Below are 19,298 nucleotides of genomic sequence, written 5' to 3'. Positions count from 1 at the left end.
AGGCGTGCCGGATCCTTCCGCCGAGACTCACCCCCCTGAGACGAACAAGCCTGGGCCCCTCGCGGGCGTGCGGGTGGTCGACCTGACCAGCGTGATCATGGGGCCCTCGGCAACCCATATCCTGGCCGATCTCGGCGCCGACGTGATCAAGATCGAGACGCCGGAGGGCGATTCCTTCCGGCATTACCGGCCGGCCCGGGGCGCCGGGATGGGCGGCAACTTCCTGCACCTCAACCGCAACAAGCGCAGCGTCCGCCTCGACCTGAAGCGCGCCGCGGCGCGGGCCGCCCTCGACCGGCTGATCGCCACGGCCGACGTCTTCGTGCACTCCATGCGGCCCGACGCGATCCTGCGCCTGGGCTACGGCTACGCGCGCGTGCGCGCGCTCAAGCCCGACATCGTCTTCTGCGGCGCCTACGGGTTCGGGGCCGACGGTCCCTATGCCCACAAGGCGGCCTACGACGACCTGATCCAGGCGGGCTCCGGCCTCGCGGCGCTCCAGGCCGCCGCCACCGGCCAGCCCGGCTACCTGCCCACGGTGCTGTGCGACAAGATCGCCGGACAGGCCATCGCCTGCGCGATCCTCGCCGCCCTCTACGAGCGCCGGGCCGGCGGCGGCGGGCAGGCGGTCGAGGTGCCGATGTTCGAGACCATGGTGGAGTTCAACTTCGTCGAGCACATGGTCGGCTATGCCTTCGAGCCGCCGCTCGGCCCGCCGGGCTTCAACCGGGTCCTGAGCCCGCGGCGCAAGCCCTACCGGACCCGCGACGGCCACGCCTGCATCCTGCCCTACTCGGACCGGAACTGGCGCGACTTCTTCATCCATACCGGCCGGCTCGAATTCGTGGACGACCCGCGCTTCGCGCCCCTCGCCGTGCGGGTCGAGAACATCGAGATCCTCTACGCGCTGGTGGAGGAGGAGGCGCCGCGCCGGACCACCGCCGAATGGGTGGCGTTCTGCGATTCGGTGAGCATCCCGTGCATGCCGGTCCTCGGCCTGGAGGACCTGCCGGAGGACGCGCACCTGAAGGCGGTGGGCTTCTTCGGCAGCGCCGAGCACCCGAGCGAGGGGCGCTACCGCACCATGCGCCGGCCGGTCTCATTCAGCGGCAGCCGCTTCGCGATCCGCCGCCACGCCCCCCGGCACGGCGAGCACACCGCCGAGGTCCTGGCCGAGGCCGGGCTCGACCCGGCCGAGATCGCCGCCCTGATCGACGCGCCGGACAAGCCCGACACCGCGCCCCTGGAGGCCGCCCGATGAGCACCGAGACCCGAGACGCCGGCGAGGATCTGCTGTTCTCCGTCGCCGACGGCGTGGCGACGATCACGCTGAACCGGCCCGAGCGGAAGAACGCCTTCACCTTCCCGATGATCGAGGCCTGGACGGCGGCCCTGCAGCGCTGCCGCACCGACGCGGCGATCCGCGTCGTGGTGGTGACCGGGGCGGGCTCGGCCTTCTGCAGCGGCGGCGACATCGTCGAGATGGGCGAACGCCTCGACCAGCCGCCGGCCCGGCGCAAGGAGGAGCTCTATGGGCGGATCCAGCGCATCCCGCTGACGCTGGAGGATCTCGACAAGCCGGTGATCGCCGCCCTGAACGGGGTCGCCACCGGCGCGGGCCTCGACCTCGCCCTGATGTGCGACCTGCGCTTCGCCGCCAGGAGCGCCCGCTTCGCCGAGACCTACGTGCAGGTCGGCCTCGTCCCGGGTGCCGGCGGCGCCCATTTCCTGCCCCGCCTCGTCGGGACCGCGAAGGCGCTGGAGCTGTTCTTCACCGGCGATTTCGTCGACGCCGACGAGGCCCTGCGGATCGGCCTCGTCAACGGCGTCCACGCCGACGCGGACCTGATGCCGGCCGTGGCGGCGCTGGCGCGCAAGATTGCCAAGGCGCCGCCGCTGACGCTGAGCCTGATCAAGCGGGCGGTCTACCAGGGGATGCGCAACGACCTGCGCACCAACCTCGACCTGATCTCCTCGCACTACGCCGTCGTCACCGCGACGCCCGAGCACCGGGAGGCCGTGCAGGCCTTCATCGGCGGGCGCGACAAGGGCTGAACCATCGGCGCGAACGCCATCGTCCCCCGGTCATCACACTTTCGTGCTTGTCGTCGCGGCGCTCACCTGCAAGTCTATCCAAAATTCAATCCGCGCAGCGACGCGGAGTTCAAGTCTGGGAGGACGCGATGACGGCTCGGATTCTCGGTGCGCTCGTGTGCGCGCTCGCCCTCGCGGCGCCGGCTGCGGCGCAGACGCCGATCGTCATCAAGTTCAGCCACGTCACCACCACCGACACGCCCAAGGGCCAGGGCGCCGAGCGGTTCAAGCAGCTCGCCGAGGAGCGCACCAAGGGCGCGGTCAAGGTCGAGATCTACCCGAACAGCACGCTCTACAAGGACAAGGAAGAGGTGGAGATGCTCCAGCTCGGTGCCGTGCAGATGCTGGCGCCGTCCACGAGCAAGTTCGGCCCCCTCGGCGTGAAGGAGTTCGAGGCCTTCGACCTGCCCTACATCTTCCCCAACGAGCAGGTGCTGCGGCGCGTGCAGGACGGGCCGATCGGCCAGGGCCTGTTCAAGAAGCTCGAATCGAAGGGGATCAAGGGCCTCGGCTACTGGGACAACGGCTTCAAGATCCTCACCGCCAACAAGCCGATGCACGCCCCCGAGGACGTGAAGGGCCTGAAGTTCCGGATCCAGTCCTCGAAGGTGCTGGAGGCGCAGTTCAAGCAGCTCGGCGCGCTGCCCCAGGTGCTGGCCTTCTCCGAACTCTATCAGGCGCTGCAGACCGGCGTGGTCGACGGCCAGGAGAACCCGCCCTCGAACGTGACGACCCAGAAGCTCAACGAGGTGCAGAAGCACGCCACGCTGACCTATCACGGCTACATCGGCTACGCGGTGATCGTGAACAAGGGCTTCTGGGACGGGCTGCCGGCCGACATCCGCACGACGCTCGAGGGCGCCATCAAGGACGCGACCGCCTACGAGCACGAGATCGCCGACAAGCAGAACGCGCAGGCGCTCGCCGACATCCGCACCACCGGCAAGACCGAGGTCTACACGCCGACCGAGGCGGAGAACGCCGCGTGGCGCAAGGCCCTGGCGCCGGTCCAGCGCGAGATGGCCTCCCGCGTCGGCAAGGATCTGGTCACGGCGCTCAACAAGGAAGCCGAGGCGGCGCCGAACAACTGATCCCGCCGCGGCAGCGCCCGGACCGACCATGTTTCTGAAACTCCTCGATCGGCTCGAAGAGGTGCTGATCGGAACGCTGATGGCGGCCGCGACCGTCATCACCTTCGCCACGGTGGTGCACCGGTTCCTCTCCGGCATCCCGGCGCTGCAGGACTACACCGACCGGATCGACTTCGGCTGGTCGCAGGAACTGTGCATCTACATGTTCATCTGGGTCGCGAAGTTCGGCGCGGCCTACGGCGTGCGCACCGGCATCCATGTCGGCGTCGACGTGCTGGTCAACCGCCTGCCGCCGGGCGCACGCCGGGTCATGGTCCTGGTCAGCCTCGCGGCGGGCGCCCTGTTCACCGGGATCGTCGGGACGCTCGGCGCCAATTTCGTCTGGCGCATCGGCCACACCGACCAGACCACGCCCGACATGGAGATCCCGAGCTGGATCGTCTACCTCGCGATCCCGCTCGGCTCCTACCTGATGTGCTTCCGCTTCCTGCAGGTCGCCTGGGGCTACTGGAGGACCGGGCACCTCCCCGCCCGGGACCACGCCCATGTCGACGGCGTCCCGATCGTCGAGGGGGTCGATCCGGTGCAGCTCGGTCGCGAGGGAGGCCCCGCATGAGCGGCCTGATCATCTTCGGGCTGCTCATCGCCCTGATGCTCACCGGCATGCCGATCTCGATCGCGCTCGGCCTGACGGTGCTGACCTTCCTGTTCACCCTGACGCAGGTGCCGATCGAGAGCGTCGCGCTCAAGCTGTTCACCGGGATCGAGAATTTCTCGATCATGGCGATCCCGTTCTTCATCCTGGCCGGCAACTTCCTGGCCCAGGGCGGCGTGGCGCGCCGGATGATCGCCTTCACGACCTCGCTGGTCGGGCACTGGCCGGGCGGCCTCGGCCTCGCGGGCGTCGTCGCCTGCGCGCTGTTCGCCGCCGTGTCGGGGTCGAGCGTGGCCACCGTGGTGGCGATCGGCTCGATCATCCTGCCCGCCATGGTGGCGGAGGGCTACCCGAAGCGCTTCGGCGCCGGGGTGATCACCACCTCGGGGGCGCTCGGCATCCTCGTGCCGCCCTCGATCATCCTCGTCCTCTACGGGGTGTCGACGAATTCCTCGATCGGCAACCTGTTCTTGGCCGGCGTGATGCCCGGCCTCGTCCTGTCGGCGATGCTGGCCGGCGTCACCTTCGTGATCGCCAAGCGCCGGGGCTATCCGCGCATGCCCAGGGCCTCCTGGGCCGAGCGCCTGCGCGCGTTCCGCGAGAGCGCCTGGGGGCTGTTCCTCGTGGTGATGGTGATCGGCGGCATCTACGCCGGCATCTTCACCCCGACCGAGGCGGCCGCGACCGCGGCGGTCTATGCCTTCGTCATCGCGGTGTTCGTCTACCGCGACCTGAAGCTGTCGGACGTGCCCCGGGTGCTCCTCGCCTCCGCCAACATGAGCGCGATGCTGCTCTACATCATCACCAACGCGGTGCTGTTCTCGTTCCTGATGACCTCGGAGAACATCCCGCAGACGATGGCGGCGTGGCTGATCGCCATGAACTTCAGCCCGCTGGTCTTTCTGCTGGTGGTCAACATCATCCTGCTGATCGCCGGCAACGTGATGGAGCCCTCCTCGATCCTGCTGATCATGGCGCCGATCCTGTTCCCGATCGCCATCAAGCTCGGGATCGACCCGATCCATTTCGGGATCATCATGGCGGTCAACATGGAGGTCGGCCTGTGCCACCCGCCGGTCGGGCTCAACCTCTACGTGGCGAGCGGGATCGCCCATATGGGCATCTCCGAATTGACCGTCGCGGTGCTGCCCTGGCTGCTGACGATGCTGGCCTTCCTGGTTTTGGTGACCTACTGGCCCGCCCTGTCCCTGTGGCTGCCGCGGGCGCTCGGGGCGATGTGAGGCGCGCCGAGCGGCCGTTTTGCCGGTGACATGGCGGCGGAAAACGTTCAGCTAGGCCGGATTGCGCCCGCCCCACGCCAATGCACCCGAGGATGCCATGGACGTCACGGCCCAGCCGCGTATGACCTCCGGTGAGGGGCCGATCCCGGCGCCGGTGCGACGGGCCGAGCCCACGATCTGGCGCAACCCGCATCGCCGGGACGCCGCATCGGTGCTGGCCGCGTCGGCGTTCTCCGAGGCCGATATGCGCGGTGCCGAGGCGCGCTGGCGCCGCTTCGCGCCGCTCCTGGCCGCGCTGTTCGATGGGACGGACGAGGGCCGGATCGACTCGCCCCTGCTGCCGGTCGGACCCGATCTCGCCCGGACCCTGCGCGGCGGTGCGCCCGGCTCCGTCTGGGTCAAGGCCGACCACGATCTGCCGGTCACCGGCTGCATCAAGGCGCGGGGCGGGGTCTACGAGGTCCTGGCCTATGCCGAGACGCTGGCCGGGGCGGCGGGGCTGCTGCGGCCCGGCCTGTCCTACGCGGCGTTCGCATCCGGACCCTTCCGCGAACTCTTCGCCCGGCACACGATCGCGGTCGGCAGCACCGGCAATCTCGGCTTCAGCGTCGGCGTGATGGGCCGCGCCCTCGGCTTCCAGGTCGAGGTGCACATGTCGCACGATGCCAAGGCCTGGAAGAAGCAGCGCCTCCGCGAACTCGGGGCCCGGGTCGTCGAGCATCCTGGGGATTACGGCCTCGCGGTCGCCACGGCCCGGGACGCCTTCCGGGACCGCGCCGACGCCCACTTCGTCGACGACGAGGATTCGGTCGACCTGTTCCTCGGCTACGCGGCGGCGGCCCTCGACCTGCAGCGCCAGCTCGCTTCGGCCGGGATCGCGGTCGATGGGGCGCATCCGCTCTTCGTCTATCTGCCCTGCGGCGTCGGCGGCGCGCCGGGGGGCGTGGCCTTCGGCCTGACGCTGCTGTTCGGCGATGCGGTGCGGCCGGTCTTCGTGGAGCCGGTGGCCGCCCCCTGCATGCTGGTGCAGCTCGCTGCGGGCCTCGACCGTCCGGTCAGCGTCTACGAGGCCGGGCTCGACAACCGGACGGCGGCCGATGGCCTCGCGGTCGCGAGCGCCTCCCTGCTGGTCGCCCGGACCGTCGGCCCGCTCATCGACGCGGTGGTGACGGTGCCCGACGCGGACCTGTTCCACTGGCTGAAGGCCCTCTGGACGGGCGCCGGGATGCGCCTCGAACCCTCCGCGGCCTCCGGCTTCGCCGCGCTCAGCCGCTTCCTGGCCGCGGGGATGCCGGCGGAGGCCGGGTCCGCCACCCACGTGGTCTGGACAACGGGCGGCGCGCATTTACCGGATGCGGAGTTCGCCGCGGCCCTGGCGCAGGCCTGACGGTTTTCACGTGAAAAATGGGTAAACGCCCGCGATGGTCCGCGAGGCGCGCGTTCAAGGGGATCCGTCACCGCGGGCGGGCGCCATCCCGATCCGGTCGGCCGGTCGGCAACAGCAGTCCCCCCTGGCGGCACCGCTTGTCGACGTGCCGATGACTGAGGCGGCTCGAGCCGGCAGGTGGAAGGGGTCGATGACGGCAGGGCCCCGTCACGCATGCTCCAGCCGGACCGCCACCTCGTTCCGGCGCAGGAACGGGATGGCGAAGGGCGGGTCGTACCCCATGAAGATCGGCGGCCCATGCGCGGTGAGGCCCGCCTCCGCCAGCGTGCGCAGCAGGATGGCCTCCTGCGCCGCCCGCCGCTCGGGCGTGACCCGGCCGGAGAAGCGAACCGCCGCGATGCGCTCCGCCGGCACCTCGACGAGGCGGACGCCCGGCTCGGTCGGCTCGGGTGCCCCGGCCTCGGCGACCGTGCGCGGCAGGAAGAAGCGCATCGTACCGCCCGGATCCTGCTCCACCGGCACCGTCATGGCGACCCGCTGGCCGCCGGTCTCGACGGGGGCCGTCATGGCGATGCGGCCGGTGGCCCGGTTGGCGCCGGTGATGTAGCGGAACAGGCGCCCGAACGCCGCGCCGTCGCCCTGGCCCCGCGCGTCGGTCTCGACCGCGAGCCGTGGCGCGTAGGCGCGGATCTCGACGTTATGGTCCAGGCGCTGCACCACCGTGTAGGCGGGCTGCTCGTAGAGCGCGCGCACGCCGAAGATCCCGAGCACGGATTCGAGCAGGGTGACGAGGTAGTAGAGCACCAGGGCCATGATCCAGGTTGCCTCGACGAGCCGGCCTCAGAGCGGGAGCGCCCGCTCGATCAGGACGACAGCTTTGCCGACCCGATCCGGCGTCGCGATCTGCCCGACGATGAACTGCGCGACATCCACCCGCGCGATCAGCCCGTTGCGCCACGAGGACGGCGCGTCGAGGACACGATAGCGCCCGGTCGCCTGCCCGCCGGTGAGCACTCCGGGACGGACCAGGGTCCAATCCAGGGTGCTGCGGCGGATGCGCATCTCCTGGGCGTCCTTGTCGTCGTAGGCGCGCCCGAAGACCAGCCGGAACGGCAGGCGCTGCAACGGGCTGATCGCGTCGCGGCTGTCGCCAGCGCCGAACCCGGTCACCGCGATCAGGCGCCGGACACCGGCCGCCTCCATGGCGGGGATGAGGATACCGGTCGCGTCCGAGAACAGGCGGACCGGCCCGAGCAGATCCCGCATGGGCACGCCGAGTGCCTGGACCACCACGTCGACGCCGTCGAGCGCGGCCTCGACGTCGTGCCGGCTCAGGGCATCGCCGGGGTAGCGCTCCAGATTCGGCGCCGACAGGGCGATCCTGTCGGCCGAGCGCGCGAAGGCCCGCACCCGATGCCCCGCAGCGAGGGCCGCCCGCACCGTTTCCAGACCGATGCCCTGGCTGGCACCGATGACGAGGACGTGAGCCATGTGAACCCCGGACGCACGAAGCCTTAGGGACACAGGTAGATTGGGCGCATCGGGTTGCGCGCCATGCGGCTGCTTGCCTGGGGGCCAAGCTCGCGCGAGTGGCCGGCGCGCTCACGCGATCGACACTTCCGCGTCTTCCGGTGGCCTACAGCTTGGCATGCGCTTGGCGCGGAACGGGCGCCGCGCCTTCGCGCGGCGCCCGCATCATGTCAGTAGCTGACGTAGCCGCCGGCGCCCCGGCTGGGCCGCGCGGTCCCGTTGGTGTTCACGGGCGGCGCAGCCTGCTGACGCTGGGCCTGCCGGTTGGCCAGGGCCCGGCCGGCGGCGCAGCCGCCGACGGCGCCGAGCACGCCATGCCCGGCATAGTGCCCAGCGATGCCGCCCACGATGGCACCCTTGATGCAGCCCTTCGCCTCGGCAGCCTGACCGGCGGCCAGAAGGGCACTCGCCGCAACAGCGGCCACAGCGACGCGCTTCATCATCGTAATCTTTCCCAACGCGGCCTTATCGCCGCGAGCAGGATGTAAGTACGCGCGCGCTCCTCGGAAGAGGTGCCGGCCGATATTTTCGTAAAAATTCAGCCGTCCGCCCGCTTGTTCTTTCGCGAACAGTGAAATCCCGTCGCCCGCCGCCGCCCCGCCGAGATGAATATTTCTTGAACGGCACCAAGCCTGTCGGAAATCGGTGCCGCGAGCCCCGGCACGTCGCCCGAGACACCCCGACCATGGCGCTGACCCACTCGCCCCGGCGGCTCACTGCGGGCACGACAGGTCCCCGCCGGGGCAAGCCAGCTGGTCCGTCAGGTCGCGGATCCGACGCTCGGTCAGGGCCGCGGCACAATCCCCGACGCGCATGGGCAGGATCGTGCCGTTCCTGTCCGGGTGTTCGGCATCGGAGCCGGTCTCAAGGTCGCATTCGCGATCGCGGAACCGGCGCCACGCCTGCAGCGCCAGATCCAGGTTGCGCCGCCCGATCGGATCGAGCTTGGCCCACAGGGCGTCGCGCGCCCGGGCGAGGCCGGCCTCGGCCGCATCCAGCTTGCGCCTTGGCGCACAGCGTCCCCTCCGCCTGGTCGGGCGCGGTCGCGCAGAGTGCCGGGACCTCGGCGGTCGCGGTCGTGGACCCGAGCAGCAGGGCGGTGAGGCCGGCACGCGTCATGCTCGATCCCTCCGGCACGGGCCTTGGCGGCGGCCCGGTGCCGCGTTTTCTTGGGCCTGCCGATGCAGTCGAGGGGATCGCCCTGTGCGTACGCGTCAACCGATCCCGCGCAAAACGGCGGCGCATCGGTATCTATGGGGACGCGCAGGGCCGCCACCGCCCGCGATGAGGACAGTCCGATGGAGACCATCATGGCGGCGCCCGACAGGCCCGGACCAGCCGCCTTCATCCCGCCCATGCCGCCGCCGGCCCCGGACCGCGTGGGCGCCCTCGGCGTCCTGGCCGGCCTGCGCCGCAACGCCTATTCGGCCTTCCCGCCCCGGTGCCGCGCACAGGCGGTGGTCGTGCTGCCGATGCCCGGCCGCGACGTCGTCATAGCGGCCGGCCCGCAGGCGATACGCGACGTGCTGGCGACGCGCCCGGAGCTCTACCGGCGCATCGCCGCCGGCGACCGCATCTTCCGGCCCCTGATCGGGCGCGGCGTGGCCGCCAGCGAGGGGCAGGCGTGGCGCCGGCAGCGCCGGATCCTGGCCCCGGCCTTCACGCCCCGCACCGTGACCCTGCTCGCACCACACATGGCGGCCTGTACCGAGGCTGCCCTCGGGCCGCTGGAGGCGTCCCGCGGGGCGCCCGTGGACCTGCTCGCCGTGATGCAGGATCTCAGCCTCGCCGTCGCCTGCACGAGCATGTTCTCGCTGGAGACCGACGTCTTCGGGCCGCAGCTGCGCGGCCTGCTGCAATCCTACGCCGGCGGCATCGGGCGGCCGCGGACCAGCGACTTCATCCTGCCGCGCTGGGTGCCGACGCCCACCACGATCCGCCGCGCAGGCTTCCGCCGGCGCTGGCGGGCGCTGATCCTGGCGATCATCGCCCAGCGCCGGGCCGCGCAGGCCCCGGGGGCGCCGCGCGACCTCTTCGATCTCCTGTCGGAGGCCTACGGGGACCGGGAGGCGGATCTCCTGGCCGACGAGGTGTCGACGATGATCTTCGCCGGGCACGAGACGACCGGCCTGACGCTGTTCTGGGCCTGCTACCTGCTGGCCAACGCGCCCGACTGGCGCGACGCCGTCCGGCGGGAGGCGCGGCGGGTGGACCTGTCGCCGGGCGGGGCCGGGGCGGCCGTCGGCGCCCTGCCGCTCACGCGCGCCGTGGTGGACGAGGCGCTGCGGCTCTACCCGCCGGCCTACATGACGGCACGCCAGGCGGTGGCGGACCATGCGCTGTGCGGCGTCCCCGTCCGGCGCGGGGCGATCGTGCTGATGCCGTTCACCCTGCTGCACACCGACCCGCGCCTCTGGGCTGCGCCCGAGCGCTTCGACCCCGGGCGCTTCCTCGGTCCCGGGAAGCCGGATCGCCAGGGCTTCCTGCCGTTCGGCACGGGACCGCGCGTGTGCATCGGGGCGCAGCTGGCCACGTCGGAGGCGGTGCTGGTCCTGGCACGGCTGCTGCGGGACAACGACCTCGTCCTCGACGATGGCCCGCCGGTGCTGCCGGTCGGCTCGTTCGCGACCCGGCCGGACCGGTCCCCGACCTTCCGCCTGCTCCGGGCCGCGTGACGCGGCGCGGCCCGGTTCCTCTAAGCCGCGGCGGTCCAGCCGATCACCGCCGTCATGGGATCGCCGGGGCCGCCCTCGGGCTTGAGGATCCGGCGTTCGGTGCGGGCGAAGCCGGCGCGCTGCAGGTACAGGTCGACGAGCTGGGCATGCCCTGTGCCGTCGAGGGCGTTCCAGATGGCCACCGCCTTGGTCGGGAAGCGGCGATTCGAGAAGCTGATCACCACCGGCGCGCCGGGGCGCAGCACGCGCGCGATCTCCGACAGGACCGCCACGGGCTGTTGCAGGTACTGCACCGAGACGCAGATCAGGGCCGCGTCGAGACAGGCCCCGTCGAGGGGCAAGCGCGGCTCGGCGTTGAGATCCTGAACGAAGAACCGGGTCAGGCGCGGGTTGGCGGCGAGTTCCGCCGCGTTCAGGCCGTGACCGATGACGCCGGCATAGGCGACATCCTCCGGCAGGTGGCTGATCCAGCTCGACATCAGGTCGAGAAGGTCGCCGCCGGGCGGCACGACCTCCCGATACAGGTCGGTCACCGCGGCGATGGCGCCGTCATCGATATGGGTGACGAAGCGCGGCTGGGCGTAGAACAGGGGATCCGGATCGCGGTCGTACTTCGCGAAGGCGTCCGGCGGAAAGTCCGGCAGAGTCCGAGTCATCGGCCATCCTACTCGCTAAGCCGAACGCGCGCCGGCCTCGCTCGACGGCCGGTGCGCGCATGCGCAGGCTGGGAACGAGTCTAACGGCGCCCCGGCAAACGCCTAGGGCCGTCGTTGACGCGCTCCGGGTTGACGGCCCCCTGCCCCGTATAGGTCGCCAGCAGGCTCAGGACGTCGCCGAGGTCGACGGTGCCGGGCGGCAGGGTCGACGGCGGCGCGGTCTGGCCCAGCGTGTCGGCGCCGCCGGCGTCCCGACGTCCTGTGCCCATTCGGGCTGCGCCAACGCGAGCCCCAACCCGAGCGCCAGCGCGGCGCGCCTCGCCAAATCTGTCATGCCGGATCCCCCCGATGGCGTCGAGCTGGCGACGTCTGGTGCGGCGGCCCGATCGACCGCCGGGTCCCGGGCCGGGTCCGGGCGGGCAGCGCGCGCTCGCGCGCCTCGTCCTCGGCCTGCCGGCGCTGCCGCGCGCGCCACGCCTCCGCGGAGGCGATGTCGCCCGGGCTCGGATCGCAGTAGCGGCGGCCGGTGCTGCCGTCGAGGATCGCCGTCATGCCGCTGGCGAGCGCCAGCAGCCCGGGGCCGCCCGCCACCAGGGCCGGGATCCCGAGCGTCCGGGCCAGCCGGTCCGCAAGGTGGTCCTCAGCGGCAGCCTCGTGCCCCGCGGCTCGACCGGAAGGCGGTGACGCGGCCAGCAGGCCGGAAGACCGGGTTACCAAAGGGCTGAAGCCCTTTGGCGGGTGCTCAGGGTGGAACCCTGAGAGCGGGCGAAGCCCGATACCGGACGAAGTCCGGCACCAGGGCTCCGCCCTGGACCCGCGAAAGGGCTCGCCCTTTCGAAACCGTGACTCGATCCGCCCCCTGCGCGAGACGGCGCCCTATGCCTCCGGGAGGATCGCCTGCGGACCCGCGAGGCTCTCCCGGCGCAGGCCGACCCCGCTGGTGCCCTGCGCCATCATGGCCCGCAGCAGGGCCTCCATCTGGTCGGCGGCCGCCTCGACCGCGAGCCCGTCCTGCCGGATGTTCGAGATGCAGTTGCGCCGGGAATCCGGCAATCCCGGTTCCGGCGCGCAGGTGATGTAGCAGCCGAGGCTGTCGGAGGCCGATAGGCCCGGCCGCTCGCCGATCAGCACCACGACGCAGCGCGCCTTGAGCCGGGCACCGATGGGATCGCCGATCGCCACCCGACCCTGCTGCACGACCGCCACGGGGGCGAGGCTCCAGCCGGCTTGGGCCACCCGCGCGGCGAGCGCGGCGGCGGTCGGCACCGCGTTGAGGGCGACCGCCGTGGCCGAGAGCCCATCGGCGATCACCACGGCGACATCGAAGCCCTGGCCGAGCCCGCCGAGCGCCTCCTCCGATTCCGGATGCAGAGTCCGGCCCCGGTCCGGCCGGCGCAGGTACTCGGCCCGGTCGGCCACGTTGGCACGGAGTTCGACCGAGTCGAGCCCTTCGGCCCGCAGGGCCTCGCGGATTGCGCCTGCGTCGAGGGGCGTCCAGACCGCCTCGCGGGCCCGGGCATGGTCGAGCCCGAAGGCCAGCGCCGCCCGGGTCGGCAGGCCGGCGCCGTGGGCGCCCAGCGCGATGCGGGCCTGGGTCAGCGCGCGCAGATCGCGCAGCGACGGGGCGCCGGCGCGCTTCGGCTCGGCGGGCGCGCTCATGCCGCCCGCCCGGGCAGGAGGCGCGACGCCGCGGCCAGCGCCGGGGGCAATTCGCCCGGCGCGTTGGCGAGGCGGCCCTGCGCGTCGGTGATACGGACATCGCGCAGCCACGCCTCGAATTCCGGGGCCGGCGGGCGGCCCAGGGTCTCGCGGGCGAAGACCGCATCGTGGTGGGAGAGGGACTGGTAGTTCAGCATCACGTCGTCCGCCCCCGGCACGGTGATGACGAAGTTGACGCCCGCCGCGCAGAGCAGGGTCAGCAGGGCGTCCATGTCCTCGCCATCGGCATCGGCGTGGTTGGTGTAGCAGACGTCCACCCCCATCGGCAGGCCGAGCAGCTTGCCGCAGAAATGGTCCTCCAGCCCGGCCCGGATGATCTGCTTGCCGTTGTAGAGGTATTCCGGCCCGATGAAGCCCACGACCGTGTTGACGAGGAGCGGATCGAACTCCCGCGCCACCGCGTAGGCGCGCGCCTCCATGGTCTGCTGGTCGACGCCCCAATGGGCGTCGGCCGAGAGGGCCGAGCCCTGGCCGGTCTCGAAATACATGACCTGCCCGCCCTCCGGGCAGCGGCCGAGCGCGCGGGCGGCCTCGGAGGCCTCGCGCAGGACGGCGAGGTCCACGCCGAAGCCGGCATTGGCCTTCTGCGAGCCCGCCACCGACTGGAACACGAGATCCACCGGCGCGCCCTTCGCCATGGCGTCGATCGCCACCGTGACGTGGCCCAGGCAGCAATGCTGGGTCGGCACGTTCAGGCGCAGGCGCAGGGTCTCCAAGAGCTCGACGATGCGGATGTAGTCCGGCAGCGAATCGGTCGCCGGGTTCACGCCGATCACCGCATCGCCCGAGCCCATCAGCAGCCCGTCGAGGGCCGAGATCAGGATGCCGGCCGAGGAATCGGTCGGATGGTTCGGCTGGTTGCGGGTGGCGAGGCGGCCGGGCAGGCCGATCGTGGAGCGGAAGCGCGTCACCACCGGCCGCTTGGCGGCGATCGCCACGAGATCCTGCAGCCGGCAGATCTTGGAGACGGCCGCCACCATCTCGGGCGTCAGACCGGGGGCGAGGGCCGCGAGCGCCGCCGCATCGGCCGCCGGCGCGAGCAGCCATTCGCGGAACGCGCCCACCGTCAGCGACGCCACCGGCGCGAAAGCTTGCGCGTCGTGCCGGCGCGCGATGAGATCCGAGACCTCGTCTTCGTCCGAAGGGATCAGCTCCTCCGCCAGGAACGCCTTCAGCGGCAGGTCGGCGAGCGCGATCTGCGCGGCGAGGCGTTCCACCGGCCCCTCGGCGCAGAGCCCGGCGAGCTGATCGCCGGAGCGCTCCGGCGTCGCCTTGGCGAGCAAACGGCGCAGGTCGGGGAAGGTGAAGCGCGTGCCTTCGATCGTCGTCGCGTATGCCATGGCCGGCTCCGGGCGAGCTGTTCCCCGTCAGGTATACCGGTCCGGCTGGATTGCGAAGGCGGCCGTACGAGCGCCGGGCGCCCCTGGCCCCGGGACAACGCGCCGGGACCTGCGAGGCGGCCATGAGCGTCCGACGGGATCGGGGGCCTTCACCCGATTGAACCGGACCGATCGCTCAAAGATACATCACAGGCGTCTGAAGAACGGCATAGACGCTGACGGTGAAATATCGCTCCAGGGCGCGAAATTTTCTCAACTTATCGAAAATCTTCAACATCGGCTTATCGCCGGCATTGTAGTGCAAACGTTCGACGATCAGCGCGTTGCTGTCGATCAGCCCCCGAATCTCGATCGGCGTGATCTTGTTGAGTCCGACATCCGCCGCGCTCTGTATGTTCTTGTTCAGCAGCGCCCGCGACAGCGGGAACAGCAGCCTCTCCGGCAGAACGCTGATCCACGGGACGGACCGCCCGACGAAACGTCCGTGATCGCCGAACGGACTGAAGTAGAGCGGGCTCGTCCCCACCACGAGGCGCCCCCGGGCTTGATCATCGCAAGGACATCGTGAAGCACTTTGTCGATGTCTATGATGTGCTCCAGCGTGTCCTTGCAGATCACGACATCAAAATGATTTCGATACTGATCGACAATGTTGGAAACATCGTCACACACGAAGGTGATTTTGTCTTTGGCATCCGGGAAATTTTCCCGAACGTGGCTCGCACCGAATGCGACGCGCTCCTGATCGACATCGATCGCGAGGACGGAGGCCGCACCGCGTTTCACGGCATCGACCGAAAGCGCGCCATGCCCACAGCCGAAATCCAGGATCTTCAGGGACGCGAGATCGACAGGCTCACCCATGCGCCGCCAGAATTCGGCGATACTGCCGGCCTGCCACTCGAAATAGGCGCGATTGCGTCGCGCCGTCAGAGCCTCGTCCGACTCCCCCGGAAGACGGGGCAAGGCCCATGGCTGGAAATTCGCTGACCACTTCCCGTCCATAGACATGCTTCTCCGAAGAGATCCCGATTTTTCCGCGGAGGGTCGCAAAGATCTCACGTCTTGCCGGCGGACCGTAAACGGCCGAGCCGGAGATCTCCCGGCTTGGCTTCCTGCGCCAACCACAGCCCGAAGATGACCAGGAAGTAGAACGAGCCAGCGGGCGCGAACATATTGGGCGAGATTGAGTTATCCAGCACGAAGGTGCAGCCGAGAAGAAAGAAGGCGTGGTCGAAGGGCTTGGGGATAAGCTGGTTGTGGGCGCAGGCAATGGCGGCGGCAACGAGGAACAACAGCACCCCGATCGCACCGTAAAGGGCCATGAGGCGCCGTCGTGGGCGCAGGCCTCCGGGGCTGCGCGGAGGCGACGTCAGGGCTGCGGATCGTGGCGCTCGCCATCGTGATCGGCCGGGTGCGGATCGCGGGGGGCGTCGGGATCGGCGGCGTCGATGTCGGGCGGGAGCGTCGGTGCGCGCAGCACCTCTATCAGAACGACAGTGAGGCAGATCAACCAGAAGATACTGAACCAAACCATCGCGTTCCTGGATCGACGATCACGACATCGGGTGCGCCGGTCGAGCGAGGCAAATCCGGAATTTCTCAGGGTGCCCGGACGGAAGTCCGGCCGAATCTTGAGCCTCCGGGCCGCATTGGGCAATGCCGCGCCGGCGCCCAGGCGGCCACCGAGGTCCGGCGGCCTCAGCCGCCACGGCGCCGTGCGACGCCGGCTCCCGGTGTGCTGCGATCGCCCCGTCGCGATCCGGCTCCAGATGATGGGCTGGCGACGAGGACACGGTGCCTTTCCTGCATGCCGGGTGTCGGTGCTCCTGAGGACTCAACCGGCGCCGGGTCAAATGGTTGACCCGGCCGCGAGAGTGCCCGCTCAGAGATCCACCGCCATGACGGACAGGCGCCGGGCGGCGCGCCCCGGAAAACGGGCCCGCATGACGCCAGACCAACCCGGTCGTTGGTTCCCGTCGCCTTCAGCGCGTCGGCTCGGAACATCGCAGGCGTGACCATCCCGCCCCGGATGGTCGCCCGCACCCTAGCGGCGCGGGAAGGCCGGCCCCGGCGCACGAAAGGGCTTGCGCGGCCGGGCGGATCCGGACAGGCCGGGCGCAGGTTCATGCCGGGCGGTCACGCCCGCGTCCGGAGACCGAGCTTGTCCGCCCCGGGTCCCACACTCTCCCGCCCCACGGCGCCGGCACGCGACCGGCGCCGGATCGCCGCCGGCCGGGGCAGCCTGAACCGGCCCGGCGCCGACCTGCGGCGCCTGCCGACCGGCCTCGACCTGCGGAACGTGCGCCTCGTGGAGGGCGTGCGCGCCGCCTTCGCGTTCGGCGTCGTCATCCTGATCAACATCTGGCTGCAATGGTCGCCGCTGCTGACCATGGCGCTCGCCGCCAACCTCGCCTGCTTCTGCGACACGGGCGGGCCGATGCGGGCGCGCCTGCGGGTGCTCACCGCCTTCTCGTTCCTCGGCGGCCTGCTCTGGGCCGGGCTCGGCCTGATCCAGCCGTTGGGGCTGCCGGTGGTCGTCCCGGTGGCCTGCGCGCTGATCTTCGCCTGCTCGTATGCCCGCGTCTGGAGCGTGCAGGCGCAGGCCGCCGGCAACGTGCTGGTGGTGGTGCTGTGCATCGCCCTCGACCGGCCGCTGACCCTGGCACAGGCGGGCACCACCGTGGTGATGTTCGCGGCCGGCGGCCTCTGGGCGACGTTCCTGGCCCTGGTGATCTGGCGGCTGCACCCGTACCGGCCGGCCCACCGGGCGGTGGCGGAGGTCTGGCGCGACCTCGCGCGGCTCTGCGGCGACCTCGAACGGCTCGTCGCCCTGCCGGAGCCCGACACCGAGGCCTTCGACGGCCACGCCCGCGGCCACCGGCGCGGCGTGCGCACGAGCATCGAGACCGCGCGGACCATGATCCTCGACCTCGCCCGCTCCCGGGAGCGCGTCTCGGATCGCACCGCCCAGGCGCTGCTGCGCCTGGAGAGCGCCGAGCAGATCTTTTCGGCGTTGATCGCCGTGGGCGAGCTGATCGACAGCCGGCCCGATGCGCGCCGCCGGGCGCTGGCCAAACTCTTCCTGCGCCGCCTGCGCCCCCTGCTGGTGACCATCGCGCGGGCGATCCGCGACGATGTCGCCCTCGACCTCGCCCGCCTGGAGCACTCGATCGCCCGGACGGCCGAGGGCCTGGGCGAGGATCCGACCCTGGCGGGGCTGGCCGACCGGATCGTCGGGCGCGTGCGGATCGGCGCCAAGCTGTCGACCCCGGAGGGCTATCGTCCCGGCGGCACGCTGACCGAGGGCGGCCGCCTGGACCGCTGGACCCGCTATGTCGGCCCCCTGCGGCAGAACTTCACCTTCGCGTCGCCGAACCTGCGCCATGCGCTCCGGGCCAGCACCGTCGCGGCCCCGGCGCTCGCCGCGACGCTGACCTATGCGGGCGCCTTCACGCACTGGCTGGTGATGACCGTGGTGCTGACCATGCAGCCGTTCTACGCGGCGACGTGGCAGCGGGCCCTGGAGCGGATCGGCGGCACGGTGCTGGGCGGCCTCATCGGCGCGGTGCTGGCCTACTACGCCACCACCCCGCTCGCCGAGGCCGGGCTGATCCTCGTGCTGTCGATCGTGGGCTTCGCGGCCCGCCAGATCTCCTACGGCTTCTTCGTCGCCTGCCTGACGCCCCTCGTGGTGCTGCTGGTGGAGTTGCTCGAGCCCGGCCACAGCTCCTGGGAGATCGTCGCCATGCGGGGCGGCTTCACGGTGCTGGGCGGCGTGATCGCGGTGGCGAGCTGCCTCGTGCTCTGGCCGATCTGGGAGCCCGATCAGGTCCGCCAGGAGTTGCGGCGCGCACTCAAGGCCCACGCGGCCTTCGCGGAGGCCGTACTGGGGGCGAAACTCGGGGCGAGCGCCGGGCCGGACCGGGAGGCCACGATCCAGGCGAGCACCCGCGCGACCGGCCTCGCCCTCAACGACCTGGAGGCGGCCCTGTCGCGGGCCCTGCAGCAGCCCCGGGCGGGCCACCATCCGGAGGTGGAATCCGCCCTGGTGGCGGACGCGACCCTGCGCCGGATCAGCGCCCGGCTCACCGTGCTGCGGCACGCCCCCGAGGCCGTGGACCCGGAGGCGGAGCCGTGGCGGGCCTGGATCGCCGCGACCCTGGCGGCCCTGGGCGAGGACCGGCCCCTGCCGGAGCGGCCCGACCGCAACCGGGCGCAATCGCTCACCCGGCTCGTGAGCCAGGTGGATCTGCTGGTCGGGACCCTGCGGCCGGGGGAGATCCGCGGGGAAGCGCCCGTCCTGGTTTTAAAAAGTTAAGCCCTTCCGCGGGTCCAGGGCAGAGCCCTGGTGTCGGGCTGCGCCCGAAGGCAGTCAGGGCTCCGCCCTGACAACCCGCCAAAGGGCTTCAGCCCTTTGAAAACCCGGATCCTGTTCGCCTCAATACCGCGGCAGGGCGTTCGCCGGGCCGCCGGCATGCGGGCCGGCGTAGCGGTAGGCGAGGGGCCCGCCGCTGGCCGCGGGGGCCTGCGCCACCGGGGCGTTGCCGATCCAGCCCGAATAGGCCGAGGCGGGATAGGGGGAATGCCGCGAATCCAGGCCCTGCGCGAGGGCCGGCGTGGCAACCGCGGCGACCAGGGCGGCGGCGGCGAGCATGCGGATCGTCATGATGATCTCCGAACGTGTTCGGTTGACTTCAGTGGGATGTCATCCGGCCCATCGTGTCGGGTGAGGAAGATCGTCGCCGTGATGAACGGACCAGCGGTCTTGATCGCTCGGCTTGGCTTGGCCGACTGTGACTTCACAACCGGAATACTCGGCCTCGCGTTCGAATGCTGCTGTGTGCTGGCGCACGGGGCCGATATGCGGACCGGGGGTGCGGTCTGCGCGGAAGCATGCCACAGACCGC

Annotated in this window: 21 protein-coding genes and 1 pseudogene; 8 read left to right on the top strand and 14 right to left on the bottom strand. The window is 71.1% G+C overall.

Features of this window, described 5'->3' with window-relative positions; translation table 11 throughout:
* The first annotated feature begins 4 nt into the window (after positions 1–4).
* The 6 genes from AAHG09_RS16945 (at position 5) to AAHG09_RS16920 (ending at position 6,468) form a co-directional block, all read left to right on the top strand.
* Positions 5–1,261, top strand: a complete 1,257-nt coding sequence (locus AAHG09_RS16945) for a CaiB/BaiF CoA transferase family protein (protein WP_342108620.1) — start codon at positions 5–7, stop codon at positions 1,259–1,261.
* Complete coding sequence (locus AAHG09_RS16940; RefSeq protein ID WP_342108619.1) at positions 1,258–2,055, top strand: enoyl-CoA hydratase/isomerase family protein; 798 nt, start codon at positions 1,258–1,260, stop codon at positions 2,053–2,055. The genes AAHG09_RS16945 and AAHG09_RS16940 overlap by 4 nt, the downstream gene beginning before the upstream one ends.
* A 128-nt stretch (positions 2,056–2,183) precedes the next feature.
* Positions 2,184–3,185, top strand: coding sequence for a TRAP transporter substrate-binding protein (locus AAHG09_RS16935; protein WP_342108618.1), 1,002 nt, complete (start codon positions 2,184–2,186; stop codon positions 3,183–3,185).
* A 28-nt stretch (positions 3,186–3,213) separates the two neighbouring features.
* Positions 3,214–3,801: a TRAP transporter small permease gene (locus AAHG09_RS16930; protein WP_342108617.1), complete on the top strand. Its 588-nt coding sequence runs from the start codon at positions 3,214–3,216 to the stop codon at positions 3,799–3,801.
* Entirely contained in the window at positions 3,798–5,081 is a 1,284-nt protein-coding gene (locus AAHG09_RS16925) for a TRAP transporter large permease (RefSeq protein WP_342108616.1), read from the top strand. Before AAHG09_RS16930 ends, AAHG09_RS16925 begins: the two co-directional genes overlap by 4 nt.
* Positions 5,082–5,178: 97 nt before the next feature.
* Positions 5,179–6,468, top strand: a complete 1,290-nt coding sequence (locus AAHG09_RS16920) for a D-serine ammonia-lyase (protein ID WP_342108615.1) — start codon at positions 5,179–5,181, stop codon at positions 6,466–6,468.
* A 207-nt stretch (positions 6,469–6,675) separates the two neighbouring features.
* Here AAHG09_RS16920 and AAHG09_RS16915 read toward each other — a convergent pair whose 3' ends face one another.
* The 4 genes from AAHG09_RS16915 to AAHG09_RS31955 all read right to left on the bottom strand — a co-directional run bounded on the left by AAHG09_RS16915 (position 6,676) and on the right by AAHG09_RS31955 (position 9,110).
* A complete protein-coding gene (locus tag AAHG09_RS16915; RefSeq protein ID WP_342108614.1) occupies positions 6,676–7,281 on the bottom strand; it encodes an SOUL family heme-binding protein in 606 nt (201 codons plus the stop codon).
* 27 nt (positions 7,282–7,308) lie between these two features.
* Positions 7,309–7,959, bottom strand: a complete 651-nt coding sequence (locus tag AAHG09_RS16910; RefSeq protein ID WP_342108613.1) for an NAD(P)-dependent oxidoreductase — start codon at positions 7,957–7,959, stop codon at positions 7,309–7,311.
* A 209-nt stretch (positions 7,960–8,168) separates the two neighbouring features.
* Positions 8,169–8,438: a hypothetical protein gene (locus AAHG09_RS16905; protein WP_342108744.1), complete on the bottom strand. Its 270-nt coding sequence runs from the start codon at positions 8,436–8,438 to the stop codon at positions 8,169–8,171.
* A 273-nt stretch (positions 8,439–8,711) separates the two neighbouring features.
* The gene (locus AAHG09_RS31955; protein ID WP_412760051.1) at positions 8,712–9,110 is read right to left on the bottom strand and encodes a lysozyme inhibitor LprI family protein; all 399 of its coding nucleotides are present in this window, start codon (positions 9,108–9,110) and stop codon (positions 8,712–8,714) included.
* 186 nt (positions 9,111–9,296) lie between these two features.
* On the opposite strand from AAHG09_RS31955, the gene AAHG09_RS16900 reads away from it, so the two are divergent.
* Positions 9,297–10,673 carry a cytochrome P450 gene (locus tag AAHG09_RS16900; protein ID WP_342108612.1) on the top strand — a complete coding sequence of 459 codons (1,377 nt, stop codon included), beginning with the start codon at positions 9,297–9,299 and terminating at the stop codon, positions 10,671–10,673.
* A gap of 20 nt (positions 10,674–10,693) precedes the next feature.
* Here AAHG09_RS16900 and AAHG09_RS16895 read toward each other — a convergent pair whose 3' ends face one another.
* The 9 genes and pseudogenes from AAHG09_RS16895 to AAHG09_RS16855 form a co-directional block, all read right to left on the bottom strand.
* Positions 10,694–11,329, bottom strand: coding sequence for a class I SAM-dependent methyltransferase (locus AAHG09_RS16895; RefSeq protein WP_342108611.1), 636 nt, complete (start codon positions 11,327–11,329; stop codon positions 10,694–10,696).
* Between the two features lie 80 nt (positions 11,330–11,409).
* Complete coding sequence (locus AAHG09_RS16890) at positions 11,410–11,598, bottom strand: hypothetical protein (protein ID WP_342108610.1); 189 nt, start codon at positions 11,596–11,598, stop codon at positions 11,410–11,412.
* A 61-nt stretch (positions 11,599–11,659) separates the two neighbouring features.
* Positions 11,660–11,920: a hypothetical protein gene (locus AAHG09_RS16885; RefSeq protein ID WP_342108609.1), complete on the bottom strand. Its 261-nt coding sequence runs from the start codon at positions 11,918–11,920 to the stop codon at positions 11,660–11,662.
* Positions 11,921–12,205: 285 nt separating this feature from the next.
* The gene (gene eutC / locus AAHG09_RS16880; protein ID WP_342108608.1) at positions 12,206–12,988 is read right to left on the bottom strand and encodes an ethanolamine ammonia-lyase subunit EutC; all 783 of its coding nucleotides are present in this window, start codon (positions 12,986–12,988) and stop codon (positions 12,206–12,208) included.
* A complete protein-coding gene (locus AAHG09_RS16875; protein ID WP_342108607.1) occupies positions 12,985–14,388 on the bottom strand; it encodes an ethanolamine ammonia-lyase subunit EutB in 1,404 nt (467 codons plus the stop codon). The genes eutC and AAHG09_RS16875 overlap by 4 nt, the downstream gene beginning before the upstream one ends.
* Positions 14,389–14,563: 175 nt before the next feature.
* Positions 14,564–14,917, bottom strand: coding sequence for a hypothetical protein (locus AAHG09_RS16870; protein WP_342108606.1), 354 nt, complete (start codon positions 14,915–14,917; stop codon positions 14,564–14,566).
* Positions 14,918–14,979: 62 nt separating this feature from the next.
* Positions 14,980–15,252 (bottom strand): annotated as a pseudogene (locus AAHG09_RS31950) (class I SAM-dependent methyltransferase); the annotation flags it as partial.
* Positions 15,253–15,446: 194 nt separating this feature from the next.
* Positions 15,447–15,713, bottom strand: coding sequence for a hypothetical protein (locus AAHG09_RS16860; RefSeq protein ID WP_342108604.1), 267 nt, complete (start codon positions 15,711–15,713; stop codon positions 15,447–15,449).
* A gap of 47 nt (positions 15,714–15,760) precedes the next feature.
* Entirely contained in the window at positions 15,761–15,925 is a 165-nt protein-coding gene (locus tag AAHG09_RS16855) for a hypothetical protein (RefSeq protein ID WP_342108603.1), read from the bottom strand.
* Between the two features lie 591 nt (positions 15,926–16,516).
* Here AAHG09_RS16855 and AAHG09_RS16850 point away from each other — a divergent pair.
* A complete protein-coding gene (locus AAHG09_RS16850; protein ID WP_342108602.1) occupies positions 16,517–18,709 on the top strand; it encodes an FUSC family protein in 2,193 nt (730 codons plus the stop codon).
* A 120-nt stretch (positions 18,710–18,829) separates the two neighbouring features.
* On the opposite strand, the gene AAHG09_RS16845 is transcribed toward AAHG09_RS16850, so the two are convergent.
* Positions 18,830–19,057: a hypothetical protein gene (locus tag AAHG09_RS16845; RefSeq protein ID WP_342108601.1), complete on the bottom strand. Its 228-nt coding sequence runs from the start codon at positions 19,055–19,057 to the stop codon at positions 18,830–18,832.
* Between the last annotated feature and the right edge of the window lie 241 nt (positions 19,058–19,298).

Origin of the sequence: Methylobacterium guangdongense (assembly GCF_038442355.1) — a bacterium.
Lineage (GTDB): Bacteria > Pseudomonadota > Alphaproteobacteria > Rhizobiales > Beijerinckiaceae > Methylobacterium > Methylobacterium guangdongense.
Note: the sequence above shows the minus strand (reverse complement) of the source record. Positions and strands in the feature narration are given on the sequence as shown.

Bases quoted from the DNA above. Each gene is read 5' to 3' on its own strand.
- AAHG09_RS16940 (WP_342108619.1), top strand. From the start codon at position 1,258: ATGAGCACCGAGACCCGAGACGCCGGCGAGGATCTGCTGTTCTCCGTC.
- AAHG09_RS16935 (WP_342108618.1), top strand. From the start codon at position 2,184: ATGACGGCTCGGATTCTCGGTGCGCTCGTGTGCGCGCTCGCCCTCGCG.
- AAHG09_RS16930 (WP_342108617.1), top strand. From the start codon at position 3,214: ATGTTTCTGAAACTCCTCGATCGGCTCGAAGAGGTGCTGATCGGAACG.
- AAHG09_RS16925 (WP_342108616.1), top strand. From the start codon at position 3,798: ATGAGCGGCCTGATCATCTTCGGGCTGCTCATCGCCCTGATGCTCACC.
- AAHG09_RS16920 (WP_342108615.1), top strand. From the start codon at position 5,179: ATGGACGTCACGGCCCAGCCGCGTATGACCTCCGGTGAGGGGCCGATC.
- AAHG09_RS16915 (WP_342108614.1), bottom strand. From the start codon at position 7,281: ATGGCCCTGGTGCTCTACTACCTCGTCACCCTGCTCGAATCCGTGCTC.
- AAHG09_RS16910 (WP_342108613.1), bottom strand. From the start codon at position 7,959: ATGGCTCACGTCCTCGTCATCGGTGCCAGCCAGGGCATCGGTCTGGAA.
- AAHG09_RS16905 (WP_342108744.1), bottom strand. From the start codon at position 8,438: ATGAAGCGCGTCGCTGTGGCCGCTGTTGCGGCGAGTGCCCTTCTGGCC.
- AAHG09_RS16900 (WP_342108612.1), top strand. From the start codon at position 9,297: ATGGAGACCATCATGGCGGCGCCCGACAGGCCCGGACCAGCCGCCTTC.
- AAHG09_RS16895 (WP_342108611.1), bottom strand. From the start codon at position 11,329: ATGACTCGGACTCTGCCGGACTTTCCGCCGGACGCCTTCGCGAAGTAC.
- AAHG09_RS16890 (WP_342108610.1), bottom strand. From the start codon at position 11,598: ATGGGCACAGGACGTCGGGACGCCGGCGGCGCCGACACGCTGGGCCAG.
- eutC (WP_342108608.1), bottom strand. From the start codon at position 12,988: ATGAGCGCGCCCGCCGAGCCGAAGCGCGCCGGCGCCCCGTCGCTGCGC.
- AAHG09_RS16875 (WP_342108607.1), bottom strand. From the start codon at position 14,388: ATGGCATACGCGACGACGATCGAAGGCACGCGCTTCACCTTCCCCGAC.
- AAHG09_RS16860 (WP_342108604.1), bottom strand. From the start codon at position 15,713: ATGGCCCTTTACGGTGCGATCGGGGTGCTGTTGTTCCTCGTTGCCGCC.
- AAHG09_RS16855 (WP_342108603.1), bottom strand. From the start codon at position 15,925: ATGGTTTGGTTCAGTATCTTCTGGTTGATCTGCCTCACTGTCGTTCTG.
- AAHG09_RS16850 (WP_342108602.1), top strand. From the start codon at position 16,517: ATGCCGGGCGGTCACGCCCGCGTCCGGAGACCGAGCTTGTCCGCCCCG.
- AAHG09_RS16845 (WP_342108601.1), bottom strand. From the start codon at position 19,057: ATGACGATCCGCATGCTCGCCGCCGCCGCCCTGGTCGCCGCGGTTGCC.